8 protein-coding genes and 1 pseudogene are annotated in these 12,978 nt (G+C 70.7%); 6 read left to right on the forward strand and 3 right to left on the reverse strand.

The annotated features are described in order from the left end of the window. Positions 1-538 precede the first annotated feature (538 nt). On the forward strand, positions 539-1,327 hold the full coding sequence (locus ACZ9QC_RS25280) for an ABC transporter ATP-binding protein (protein ID WP_316727936.1): 789 nt from the start codon (positions 539-541) through the stop codon (positions 1,325-1,327). Beyond that, complete coding sequence (locus ACZ9QC_RS25285; protein WP_472915212.1) at positions 1,324-3,903, forward strand: ABC transporter permease; 2,580 nt, start codon at positions 1,324-1,326, stop codon at positions 3,901-3,903. Before ACZ9QC_RS25280 ends, ACZ9QC_RS25285 begins: the two co-directional genes overlap by 4 nt. A gap of 119 nt (positions 3,904-4,022) precedes the next feature. On the opposite strand, the gene ACZ9QC_RS25290 is transcribed toward ACZ9QC_RS25285, so the two are convergent. Continuing rightward, positions 4,023-5,489, reverse strand: a complete 1,467-nt coding sequence (locus tag ACZ9QC_RS25290; RefSeq protein WP_472915213.1) for a DUF2079 domain-containing protein — start codon at positions 5,487-5,489, stop codon at positions 4,023-4,025. Positions 5,490-5,886: 397 nt separating this feature from the next. Here ACZ9QC_RS25290 and mfd point away from each other — a divergent pair, with 397 nt between their 5' ends. From mfd to ACZ9QC_RS25310, 4 genes and pseudogenes are all read left to right on the forward strand, one after another. Beyond that, entirely contained in the window at positions 5,887-9,420 is a 3,534-nt protein-coding gene (gene mfd / locus ACZ9QC_RS25295; RefSeq protein WP_472915214.1) for a transcription-repair coupling factor, read from the forward strand. A 124-nt stretch (positions 9,421-9,544) separates the two neighbouring features. Then, positions 9,545-9,784 (forward strand): annotated as a pseudogene (locus ACZ9QC_RS25300) (hypothetical protein); the annotation flags it as partial. Between the two features lie 130 nt (positions 9,785-9,914). Then, positions 9,915-10,640: an HNH endonuclease family protein gene (locus tag ACZ9QC_RS25305; RefSeq protein ID WP_472921801.1), complete on the forward strand. Its 726-nt coding sequence runs from the start codon at positions 9,915-9,917 to the stop codon at positions 10,638-10,640. A gap of 170 nt (positions 10,641-10,810) precedes the next feature. Continuing rightward, positions 10,811-10,990: a hypothetical protein gene (locus ACZ9QC_RS25310; RefSeq protein WP_472915215.1), complete on the forward strand. Its 180-nt coding sequence runs from the start codon at positions 10,811-10,813 to the stop codon at positions 10,988-10,990. Between the two features lie 168 nt (positions 10,991-11,158). Here the strand turns inward: ACZ9QC_RS25310 and ACZ9QC_RS25315 are convergent, their stop codons facing one another. Both ACZ9QC_RS25315 and ACZ9QC_RS25320 read right to left on the reverse strand, forming a co-directional pair. Continuing rightward, the gene (locus ACZ9QC_RS25315) at positions 11,159-12,163 is read right to left on the reverse strand and encodes a HEAT repeat domain-containing protein (RefSeq protein WP_472915216.1); all 1,005 of its coding nucleotides are present in this window, start codon (positions 12,161-12,163) and stop codon (positions 11,159-11,161) included. Positions 12,164-12,166: 3 nt separating this feature from the next. Then, complete coding sequence (locus ACZ9QC_RS25320; protein WP_472915217.1) at positions 12,167-12,838, reverse strand: HEAT repeat domain-containing protein; 672 nt, start codon at positions 12,836-12,838, stop codon at positions 12,167-12,169. Positions 12,839-12,978: the final 140 nt, after the last annotated feature.

The following is a 12,978-nucleotide window of genomic DNA, read 5'->3' on the forward strand; positions in this document are numbered from 1 at the left end:
GGTCCCCCCGGTCGGCCGTGCCGAGTCGTGTGGCGCGGGCCGTGCGCCGCCCGTCCGATCGCCGCCTTGACCGGCGCCCGCCTCGTCGCCGCCCGTCCGATCGCCGTCCACCGGATGCCTTCCCCTTGCACCTATCCGCCGCCGACCAACATGCCATTGACCCTCACGCCACGCCAGGGTGCAGCCTGGTCGTGCCGGTGGGGGACGGAGGGAGGAGGTGAACCCCGAGACGGTCTCCTCCCCAGGGGCGAGATCCCTTAGGGGTACCTCCGTACTACTGCTGGGGGCCGGTTCGTACTGCCGGAGGACGAGACGGGACGCCGTCCGTCCTTAATCTGGCTTTACGCCGCTGGGGGGCGGCGTACCGGACCCGCGGGGGTGGGGTTTACCCCCGCAGAAGACTGCGCTGGGCACCAGCGCGCCGGGCCCCGTCCGGGGGCCAGACTCATCGGCATACCAAGTCGAGCCGCTCCTACGGCTCACCCGGATCGTCCACCGAGCGGCGTAACCATCCGCTGCCCGACTTAGGAGACATACCGTGACATCGGCTGTGACCATCACCAGGCACGGGGGTACTGGAGGGACTACGGCCGTTGCCGCGCGGGCGCGGCAGGTCGTGAAGGCGTACGGGTCCGGGGAGACCCGCGTCGTCGCCCTCGACCACGTGGACGTGGACATCGCGCGGGGCCAGTTCACCGCGATCATGGGCCCTTCGGGGTCCGGCAAGTCCACCCTCATGCACTGCCTCGCCGGACTCGACACCGTGACCTCGGGTCAGATCCACCTCGACGACACCGAGATCACCGGGCTCAAGGACAAGAAGCTCACGCAGCTGCGCCGGGACCGGATCGGGTTCATCTTCCAGGCGTTCAACCTGCTGCCCACGCTGAACGCGATAGAGAACATCACGCTCCCGATGGACATCGCGGGCCGGAAGCCGAACAAGGAGTGGCTGGGCCGGGTCGTCGAGACCGTCGGCCTGAGCGACCGCCTGAAGCACCGGCCCACCCAGCTCTCCGGCGGCCAGCAGCAGCGCGTCGCCGTGGCCCGCGCCCTGGCCGCCCGGCCGGAGATCATCTTCGGTGACGAGCCGACGGGCAACCTGGACTCGCGGGCCGGCGCCGAGGTGCTGGGCTTCCTGCGCAGGTCGGTCGACGAGCTGGGCCAGACCATCGTGATGGTCACCCACGACCCGGTGGCCGCCTCGTACGCGGACCGGGTGCTGTACCTGGCCGACGGCCGCATCGTCGACGAGATGTTCAAGCCGACCGCCGACGCCGTGCTGGACCGCATGAAGGACTTCGACGCCCGGGGGCGTACGTCATGACTGTCATGAAGACCTCGATGCGCAACTTCTTCGCGCACAAGGGACGCATGGCCCTCTCCGCCATAGCGGTCCTGCTGTCGGTGGCGTTCGTGACCGGGACCCTGGTCTTCACCGACACGATGGGCACCACCTTCGACAAGCTGTTCGCGGCCACCTCCTCCGACGTCACGGTCAGCGCCAAGGGCGCCTCGGACAGCGGTGAGACGCAGTCCGACAACGGCAAGCCGCCGGTCATGCCGGCGTCGGTCGTGGACAAGGTGGGCGGCGCGGACGGCGTGAAGTCGGCCGAGGGCACCGTGTTCTCGACCTCGGTGACGGTCGTCGACGCCGACAAGGACAACCTCTCGCCCACCAGCGGCGCCCCGACCATCGTCGGCAACTGGAACGCCAACGACGCCCGCACCATGAAGATCGCGTCCGGCAACGCGCCGCGTGGCCCCGACCAGATCGTGGTCGACGCGGACACCGCCGACAAGCACGACCTGAAGCTCGGCGACGAGATCGGCGTCATCAGCGCCGTCGGCACGCACGAGGCGAAGGTCTCCGGCATCGCCGAGTTCCAGGTCACCAACCCGGGCGCCGCGATCTTCTACCTCGACACCGAGACCGCGCAGAAGGCCCTCGTCGGCGAGACCGGCGTCTACACCAACGTCAACATCACCGCCGCGAACGGCTTCACGGACGCGCAGGTCAAGAAGAACGTCTCCGCCGAACTGGGCGGCGCCTACAAGGTGCAGACCGCGAAGGAGATCGCGGACGCCAACGCCAAGGACGTCGGCGAGTTCATGAGCGTGATGAAGTACGCCATGCTCGGCTTCGCCGGGATCGCCTTCCTGGTCGGCATCTTCCTGATCATCAACACCTTCTCGATGCTGGTCGCCCAGCGGACGCGCGAGATCGGCCTGATGCGGGCCATCGGCTCCAGCCGCGGCCAGGTCAACCGGTCGGTCCTCGTCGAGGCCCTGCTCCTGGGCGTGTTCGGCTCGGTCCTCGGTGTGGCCGGCGGGGTCGGCCTCGCCGTCGGCCTGATGAAGCTGATGAGCGCCACCGGCATGAACCTGTCCACCGACGACCTGACCATCGCCTGGACCACCCCGGCGGTCGGTCTGCTCCTCGGCATCGTCGTCACCGTCCTCGCCGCCTATGTGCCGGCGCGGCGGGCCGGCAAGGTCTCCCCGATGGCCGCCCTGCGCGACGCCGGCGCCCCGCTGGACGCCAAGGCGGGTCTCGTCCGGGCCGTGGTCGGTCTGCTCCTGACCGGTGCCGGCGGCTACTGCCTCTACCTGGCCTCCGCCGCCGACAAGGCGAGCGAGGGCTCGATGTGGCTCGGCGGCGGCATCGTCCTGTCCCTCATCGGCTTCGTCGTCATCGGCCCGCTGCTCGCCGGCGCGGTGGTGCGGGTGCTGGGCGCGGTCCTCCTGCGGGCCTTCGGACCCGTCGGCCGCATGGCCGAGCGCAACGCGCTGCGCAACCCCCGCCGGACGGGGGCCACCGGCGCCGCCCTGATGATCGGCCTCGCCCTGGTCGCCTGTCTCTCCGTCGTCGGCTCCTCCATGGTGGCCTCGGCCACCGATCAGCTCGACAAGACGGTCGGCACGGACTTCATCATCCAGTCCGACACCGGCCAGCTGATCACCCCGCAGGCGGTCCGGGCCGCGAAGTCCGCCGAGGGCGTCAAGAGCGTCACCGAGTACAAGTGGACCCAGGCCGACTTCACCACCCCCGACGGCAAGACGCTGGAGAAGACGGCGATCACCGCCGCCGACCCGAGCTACGCCACGGACCTCGCCACCGAGGTCGTCGCGGGCAAGCTGGCCGACGCCTACAAGCCCGACTCGATGTCCGTCCACGAGAAGTTCGCGAAGGACCACGGCGTCGAGCTCGGCTCGAAGATCGCCGTCGACTTCAAGGACGGCCGCACCGCCGACCTGACCGTCCGCGCCATCACCAGCAGCGACGTCGTCATCGACGCCGGGGCGATGTACACCTCCATCGACACGATGGCCACGTACGTCCCGGCCGAGAAGATGCCCCTCGACCAGCTGCTCTTCGCCTCGGCGAAGGAGGGCCAGGAGGCGGCCGCGTACAAGTCCCTCAAGGACGCGCTGCACGACTACCCGCAGTACGAGGTCCGCGACCAGACGGACTACAAGGAGGCCCTGAAGGGCCAGATCGACCAGCTCCTCAACATGATCTACGGCCTGCTCGCCCTGGCGATCATCGTCGCGATCCTGGGAGTGGTGAACACGCTGGCCCTGTCGGTCGTCGAACGGACGAGGGAGATCGGCCTGATGCGGGCGATCGGCCTCTCCCGCCGCCAGCTGCGCCGCATGATCCGGCTGGAGTCGGTCGTCATCGCCCTCTTCGGCGCGCTCCTCGGCCTGGGGCTGGGCATGGGCTGGGGCGCCACCGCGCAGCAGCTCCTCGCCCTGGAGGGCCTGAAGGTCCTCGACATCCCGTGGCCGACGATCATCGGGGTCTTCATCGGCTCGGCCTTCGTGGGCCTGTTCGCCGCGCTGGTCCCGGCGTTCCGGGCGGGCCGGATGAACGTCCTGAACGCGATCGCCACCGAGTAGCCACCGGCTGCCACCGGACACGGGGGAACGGGGACACGGGGGAGAACGGGGGAACGGGGGAACGGGGGAGAGCCCGGCGCCCGGAGGCGGAAGCCTCCGGGCGCCGGGCTCCAGCCGCGTCAGGAGGACGGGGGCGTGGTGGCGGGCGACGTACGCTCCAGCAGCATGTACCCCTGGATGACGCCCCGCAGCCTGTACGTGTCGCGCGGATGCAGTTGGCGGGCGAACGCGGGGGCGTCCTTCACCCAGTGCGAGCGGTTGTTGAAGACGATGTAGTCGGGCGAGAGCCCCTTCGCGCGGCCGATCCAGAAGACCCGGCAGCGGGACGTCAGACGGGCTATCGGGCCGATGTTGGCCTCGACGGTCGCCCCGTCGGGGATGGTGTCGAGCAGCCTGTCGACCGCTCCGACCTCGGCGGGCACCCGATAGGCGTCCGCCTTGGTCAGGTTGCCCAGCGGCAGCGCGGTCGTCAGCGCGAGCGAGGCCGCGAGGACGGCGGCGGGCAGATGCAGCGCGTACGAGCGCAGCCAGGGCCGGGAGCTGTGGCGGGCGGCCGGGAGCGCGTCGACGAGCGCGAGCGTGATGATCGGCATCAGGACGGCGCTGTAGTGCCAGGCCGTGCCCCAGTAGTTGTCGTCGGAGGAGACGAACCGCCAGCCCAGGGTGGGCAGGACGGCGAGGAGGACCGGGGAGCGCAGGGCGAGCAGTCCGCTGGTCGGGATCAGCAGCCAGAGAACGGTGCGGATCTTGACGTCGAGGCCGTCGAGGGGGCCGGAGCCGCCGACCTTGGCCAGGTAGTCGGAGGCGCCGGCGGTGTTGAAGGCCGGGATGATCAGGGTGAACGTGAGCAGCGTGGCGACCGCGCCGAACGACGCCACGCCGATGGCGTACGGCACCACGCGGGGCGATCCCTCGCGCCGGGCCCGTAGCGCGACGACCACGGCGATCGCCGCCAGGGTCAGCCCCTGGTCCTCCTTGACCAGCACCAGCGGCAGTCCCCACAGGAGCGCCGCCCGCCAGCGCCGCCGCAGCAGCGCCTCCAGGGAGAACGCGATCAGCGGGACCGCGAAGCAGATCTCGTGGAAGTCGAAGTCCACGGCGTTCTGCAGCCCCCACGACAGCCCGTACGCCACCCCGAGCGCGAGCCCCCGGGCCCGCCCCAGCGTCCGTGTGGCCGCCCGGGTCACCGGCACCGCCGACAGCGCGAACAGCGCGGCCTGGATCACCAGCAGGGTCACGGGGGACGGGAACACCCGGTAGAACGGCGCCAGCAGCATGGTGACCGGGCTGAAGTGGTCGCCCAGGACGTTGTAGCCCAGCCCCTTCAGCTCGACGATCGGCGCCTGGAGGTGCGCGTACGCCCGCACGGCCTGCTCGTAGATGCCGAGGTCGTACGAGCGGGTCCCCAGCCGCAGGTACCGCCCGACCGACACCGTTGCGTACGCCGCGAACAGCAGGGCCGCGAGCACGTACGGCTCCCGGCCCGCCAGGGAGAACCGCCGACCGGGGCCACCGGGCGCGCCCGAAACCGTGACCGGCGCGGATATGAGCGCCGACGGATTCGTGGACGGGGCGCTCGGAACCATGGGGACTCACGTTCGGGTGGGGGCAGGGGTGCCCTAAGAGGGTAGGCGCCCGGAAAACCGCCCCGAAAAGCAGAGGGCGCAGCCCTGCTTTTCGGAGGCTCGGGGGCTCGGGGAGGGCAGAGGGCGCAGCCCCTGCCCTCCAGGGGCGCGGGGAACCGCGCGAGAACCCCCAGCGAACCCGCATCCGCCCACCCACCCCGCGCGGAGCGCGAAAGGGGGTCGAAGGGGCGCAGCCCCTGGAGACGGGACGGGTAGGGGCGGCGGGGGCGAGGAAAGTCCCCCACGACCCCCTCACCGCACGTCGTACCCTGGACACCCCCGGCCGTTCACACGAGTCCGGGCGTTCGTGTTGCCCCAGTAACCCCCATCTTGCCCACCCGGACGGGAAACGCCCCGAATGAGTCTCCACGGTCTGCTAGACGCCGTAGTCAAGGACGCCCCCCTCGCGGAAGCGATCAGGGCGGCGTCCGACGGCCACCGCACCCACATCGACCTGGTGGGCCCCCCGGCGGCTCGCCCCTTCGCCGTGGCCGCCCTGGCCCGTGACGCCGGCCGCCCCGTGCTCGCCGTGACGGCGACGGGCCGCGAGGCCGAGGACCTGGCGGCGGCCCTGCGCTCCCTGCTGCCCCCGGACGGCGTGGTGGAGTACCCGGCCTGGGAGACCCTTCCGCACGAGCGCCTCAGCCCGCGCAGCGACACCGTGGGCCGTCGTCTGGCCGTCCTGCGGCGCCTGACCCACCCCCGCCCGGACGACCCGGAGACCGGCCCGGTGTCGGTGGTGGTCGCGCCCATCCGCTCGGTCCTCCAGCCGCAGGTCAAGGGCCTCGGCGACCTGGAGCCGGTCGCGCTGCGCACGGGCGAGACGGCGGATCTGAACCGTACGGTCGAGGCGCTGGCGGCAGCCGCGTACTCCCGGGTCGAGCTGGTCGAGAAGCGCGGGGAGTTCGCCGTGCGCGGCGGCATCCTGGACGTCTTCCCGCCCACCGAGGAGCACCCCCTGCGGGTGGAGTTCTGGGGCGACGACGTCGAGGAGATCCGGTACTTCAAGGTCGCCGACCAGAGATCGCTGGAGGTGGCCGAGCACGGCCTGTGGGCCCCGCCCTGCCGTGAGCTCCTCCTCACGGACGACGTGCGCGCCCGCGCCCGCGACCTCGCCGAGCGCCACCCCGAGCTGGGTGAGCTCCTGGGCAAGATCGCCGAGGGCATCGCCGTCGAGGGCATGGAGTCCCTCGCCCCGGTCCTCGTCGACGACATGGAACTGCTGATCGACGTCCTGCCGAAGGGCGCGATGGCGATCGTGTGCGACCCGGAGCGGGTGCGCACGCGTGCGGCGGACCTGGTGGCCACCTCGCAGGAGTTCCTCCAGGCGTCCTGGGCGGCCACGGCCGGCGGCGGCGAGGCCCCCATCGACGTCGACGCGGCCTCCCTGTGGTCCATCGCGGACGTCCGCGACCGGGCCCGTGAGCTGGACATGATGTGGTGGTCGGTGTCGCCGTTCGCGGCGGACGAGGAGCTGTCGGCCGACACCCTCAAGCTGGGCATGCACGCCCCCGAGACCTATCGCGGCGACACCGCGAAGGCGCTGGCCGACACCAAGGGCTGGCTGGCGGACGGCTGGCGCACGGTGTTCGTGACCGAGGCCCACGGCCCGGCCGCCCGTACGGTCGAGGTGCTCGGCGGCGAGGGCATCGCGGCCCGGCTGGAGGCCGAGCTGGGGGAGATCGCCCCGTCGGTCGTGCACGTGGCCTGCGGCTCCATCGACTACGGCTTCATCGACCCCGCGCTGAAGCTCGCGGTGCTCACCGAGACCGACCTGTCCGGGCAGAAGGCGGCCGGCAAGGACGGGGCCCGGATGCCCGCCCGCCGCCGCAAGACCATCGACCCGCTCACCCTGGAGGCGGGCGACTACATCGTCCACGAGCAGCACGGTGTCGGCCGCTACATCGAGATGGTGCAGCGGACCGTGCAGGGCGCGACCCGTGAGTACCTGGTCGTCGAGTACGCCCCCGCCAAGCGCGGCCAGCCCGGCGACCGCCTTTACATCCCCACCGACCAGCTGGAGCAGATCACCAAGTACGTCGGTGGCGAGGCGCCCACGCTGCACCGGCTCGGCGGCGCCGACTGGACGAAGACCAAGGCGCGTGCGAAGAAGGCGGTCAAGGAGATCGCCGCCGACCTCATCAAGCTGTACTCCGCGCGGATGGCGGCGCCCGGTCACGCGTTCGGCGCGGACACACCCTGGCAGCGCGAGCTGGAGGACGCCTTCCCTTACGCGGAGACGCCCGACCAGCTGACGACGATCGCCGAGGTCAAGGAGGACATGGAGAAGACGGTTCCGATGGACCGTCTGATCTGCGGCGACGTCGGCTACGGCAAGACGGAGATCGCGGTCCGGGCCGCGTTCAAGGCCGTCCAGGACGGCAAGCAGGTGGCGGTGCTGGTGCCCACGACCCTGCTGGTGCAGCAGCACTTCGGCACCTTCAGCGAGCGGTACTCGCAGTTCCCGGTGAACGTCCGGGCCCTGTCCCGCTTCCAGACGGACACCGAGGCCAAGGGCACCCTGGAGGGCTTGCGCGAGGGCGCCGTGGACATCGTGATCGGCACCCACCGTCTGTTCTCCTCCGAGACCAAGTTCAAGGACCTGGGCCTGGTCATCGTCGACGAGGAGCAGCGCTTCGGCGTCGAGCACAAGGAGCAGCTGAAGAAGCTGCGCGCCAACGTGGACGTGCTGACGATGTCGGCGACCCCGATCCCGCGCACACTGGAGATGGCCGTCACGGGCATCCGCGAGATGTCGACGATCACGACGCCCCCGGAGGAGCGCCACCCGGTCCTGACGTTCGTCGGCCCGTACGAGGAGAAGCAGATCGGCGCGGCGATCCGCCGCGAACTCCTGCGCGAGGGCCAGGTCTTCTACATCCACAACCGGGTGGAGTCCATCGACCGGGCGGCGGCCCGGCTGCGGGAGATCGTCCCCGAGGCGCGGATCGCGACCGCCCACGGCCAGATGTCGGAGCAGGCCCTGGAGCAGGTCGTCGTCGACTTCTGGGAGAAGAAGTTCGACGTCCTGGTCTCCACCACGATCGTCGAGTCGGGCATCGACATCTCCAACGCCAACACGCTGATCGTGGAGCGCGGGGACACCTTCGGTCTGTCGCAGCTGCACCAGCTGCGCGGCCGGGTCGGCCGGGGCCGGGAGCGCGGTTACGCGTACTTCCTCTACCCGCCGGAGAAGCCCCTGACCGAGACCGCCCACGAGCGGCTCGCGACCATCGCCCAGCACACGGAGATGGGCGCCGGCATGTACGTGGCGATGAAGGACCTGGAGATCCGGGGCGCGGGCAATCTGCTGGGCGGAGAGCAGTCCGGCCATATCGCGGGCGTCGGCTTCGACCTGTACGTGCGGATGGTCGGCGAGGCCGTGGCGGACTACCGGCGGCAGTTGGAGACCGGGGGGATCGAGGAGGAGCCGCCCCTCGAGGTCAAGATCGAGCTGCCGGTCGACGCGCACGTCCCGCACGACTACGCGCCGGGGGAGCGGCTGAGGCTGCAGGCCTACCGGGCCATCGCCTCGGTGAACACCGAGGCCGACATCGCCGCCGTGCGCGAGGAACTCGTCGACCGGTACGGCAAGTTGCCCGAGCCGGTGGAGAACCTGTTGCTGGTGGCCGGGCTGCGCATGCTGGCCCGCGCCTGCGGTGTCGGCGAGATCGTCCTCCAGGGCACCAACATCCGCTTCGCCCCGGTGGAGTTGCGGGAGTCGCAGGAGCTGCGCCTGAAGCGGCTGTACCCGGGCACGGTCATCAAGCCGGCCGCCCACCAGGTGCTGGTGCCGCGCCCCAAGACGGCGAAGGTGGGCGGGAAGCCGCTGGTCGGGCGGGAACTGCTGGGCTGGACCGGGGAGTTCCTGGCGTCGATCCTGGGGTCGTAGGGGTCGATCCTGGGGTCGTAGGGTTCGGTCACCCGTCCCCCCGGTCGGCCGCGGTGTCGAGCCGGGGGGACGGGGAACCCTCGCAGGACCGCGTGCGAGCACAGACAGAGGAAAGGGGTGTCGCGTGGTGCGACAGAGGGGTGGGGTCGCCGCCGTCGCTCTGGTACTGGTCGCCGCGACCGGCTGCGAGCCGGACAACGCGGGCGGCTCGGCCGGACCGGGGGAAGTTCCCGGCGGGGGCGGTGCCGCGTTCGCGGCGGCGGAGGCACTGACCGTCAAGGGCCGGGTGCCCAGGACCGGTTACGACCGTGACGAGTTCGGCAGTCCCTGGGCCGACACCGACTCCAACAGCTGTGACACCCGCGTCATCTCTGTGCTTTGCCGGGTGATGGAGACGTTTGCGCAGCTTGCGCGGGGAAGGGTGAGCTGTGCTTACTGAGAGGTACGTGAGTCACAAGGCTGTTGGAAGTGCACGTTTCTTCCGCGCGGTGACAGTGTCCGCGGCTGCCGTACTCCTCCTTGCGGGATGCGAGGGTCTCGGCGAAGACCGTTCCCCTACGGGCTCAGGCCCGACTGCCTCGGACGGGCGGGCGGTCAGTCCTCTCAAGAACCCGGACGGAACGAAGCCAGGGCTCGCGCCCCTGACGACGGACGCGGACAAGGCCGCGGCCCGCAAGCTCATCGAGGAGCTGTACACGAAGGGGCGGGGGCCGAAGACGGGCTACGACCGCGACGAGTTCGGCTACGCGTGGATGGACACGGCCGACGGAGTGCCGCTCGCGAGGAACGGGTGCGACACTCGAAATGATCTCATTCGTCGTGATGGCCAGGACCTTCGTTTCCGAACCGGCTCCGACTGTGTGGTCATGGCTATGACGCTGGACGACCCGTACACCGGGACAACCATCGAGTGGCGCAAGCAGCAGGCCGCCGAGGTGCAGATAGATCACGTGGTGCCGTTGTCCTACAGCTGGCAGATGGGCGCCTCCCGCTGGGCGGAGAGCAAGCGCGAGCAACTCGCCAACGACGTGCTCAATCTGATGCCGGTCGAGGGGCGGGCCAACTCGGCCAAGGGCGATTCCGGACCCGCGTCCTGGCTGCCGCCCAACAAACAGATCAGGTGCGCCTACGCGGTCCGGTTCGCCCAGGTCGCCACCAAGTACGAGATGCCGGTCACCGAGCCGGACAAGCAGATGATGTTGCGCCAGTGCGGCGGTTGACGGGCACCGCAGGCCCAACAAGGGCGGATCGGCTGGTTGTGGACAGCGGCCCGTGCCCGGCCTGTTGACGCTCCGGACATCCGGCTGCCCGGCGCCATGATGCGGCGGGCCAGGGCGAGCACCGTAAGCATGGAGTACTGCCGCCAGCGGCTGGCGGATGATCCACATCTGTGGGGAGCACGCTCTTCGACGAGGTCCGCGAACTCGGCTACGGGGGTGCGTACTCGACGTTCACCCGGGCTCTGCGCCGGCACCAGGCGCGCCCGCACTGCGGCAGGTGGCGGGCGGTGCTGACGGAGTCGGAGGACTTCCCGCACCTGGTCCACCCGCTCGATCAGGTGGAGGCATGAGCGGTCGGTGGACGGACCGATCCAGGTGGCTCCGTCGGGTCCGCCCGGAGCGGGAGCCAGTGGCGTGAACGACGTCCCTTGGTCCGCTGTACCCCCTCGGCGGACGGCGACGGATCCAGGCCCGTCCGCCCCGCGGGACTCGTGCGGGCAACCGGGGGAAAGATGCTGTCACCCCACGTCGCGAAGCTGAAGCAGGTAAGTGGCGGTTAGCGCGACAGCACGGTCCTCGTCATGGGACAGCTCCACGAGGGCACGTGACGCCGTCGTCCCCGGGATGTCCGCCAGTGCTTGGGTCAGCCGCCCGCGTGCAGGTGCCTTGGTCGTGTCGTGGGCAAGGCGGTCGACGAGCCTGGTCGCGATCTGATCTGCCGTCGCGGTGTCGCTCGCCAGCACGCTCAGTGCATCGGCTGCATCGGTGTCGTTCCTTCCCTCCACGATCATGTCGATGAGCGCCGGGACCGCATCGGCCACACCACAGGTACCGAGCGCCAAGGCCGCATACCCACGGACCACGGCGTCGGAGTTCGCAAGGGCATCCCGCAGCTGCGCGGTAGCTTCAACACCAGGTATCTCGACGAGGGCCTGAACGGCACGCTCCCGCACCGCGGCCACCGGTGAGCTGAGGCCCTCTGCCAGCAGGGGCAGGGGATCGTCGTCCGATCGCGCCAACGCCCATCGCAGGGCTCCCGCGACGTTCGGCTCCGTCTCGCTGAGTGCCGCCTCGACCAGGGCCTCCACCGGCACGGTAACCTCGTCGCCCGAGGAGAGGACCGCGCGCTGGCGCGCGTCGGCGCTCTTCGACCCCAGTGCTTGGAGGAGCGCAACGACCTGGAGCACGTCCTCCCAGCCGACGGGGTCCGTGGCATGGATCCGGCGGAGCCGCGTGAGTAGCTCGGTCTCGGCCGCGATGCGGTCGCGCGTCTGCCGGATGAGGCCGCCGACGAGCGCCGAGGGCGTGAAATCGGGATCGTCGAGCGCGCGCCCGATCTCACGCAGCGACAGGCCCAGCGACCGCAGGCTCTCGATGTGGAAGATCCGCCGGATGTCCTCCGCGGAGTACTCCCGATAGCCGGATCCCGTACGGCCCGAAGGCCGCACGAGGCCCAGCGATTCGTAGTGCCGGAGCATGCGGGCACTGACTCCGGACCGTTTGGCCACCTCACCGATCAACACAGGTCAATCGTCTGCCCTGGGGGCTCCGGCGAGGGCCGCGACGCGCTTGGCCTCCTCGATCGCCAGCTCGAATCCGGCGTCGGGGTCCCGGAGCAGCCGTTGGGTGGCGAGCGCGTGTGCACGCACGCGCGGGTCTTCGGCCGTCGTCGCGGCGTGCAGGGCCGGCCCGGCCACTTCACCCAGTGCCACCAGCGCCTGGCTGAGACTCAGCTGCGTCTCCCGCTCACCGCGCCCGAGCTGCGTCGCCAGGCCCGTGGCCAGGGCGGGCTCCTCGCCTTCCGGAACGAGCACGACCGCGGCCCGCCAGGCGCTGCGCGCCACCTCGTCGTCGGCGTCGGACAACAGTGCCCGGGTGATCACCGGCCACACCTGCCGGTCCCCGATCTTGGACAGCGTGTGCAGCGCCTGGCTGCGTGCCTGCGCACGCTCGGAGCGGACCTCGCGGAGCAACTCGGGGAGCGTCAGGGACACCGGGTGACGGGTGAGTGCCCAGGTCAGCATGTCGCGGACGAAGAACTCGGGCTCGATCGCGCATCGTTCGATCAGCTTGTCGACGAAGCAGGGGTCGGGCGCCGTACCGACCGCCAGAGCGGCCCGCAGCCGGACGGACGCACGCCTGTTCTCCAGCCCCCGGAGCGCTCGTATCGCATCCGTGTCCCCTCTCATCATGGTCATCGGGACCACCTCCTCGGGAAGCAGTCAAGGCCTTGTCACCGTGTCAAGGTCAAACGTCGGCATCGCCGGCCGGCACGCGGACCGGCGCCTCGGCGGTGCCGCCTCCCGGCGGGCCAGGGCCTGTCCGACAGGCCCTGGCG

It is taken from the genome of Streptomyces sp. HUAS MS02, assembly GCF_055702265.1.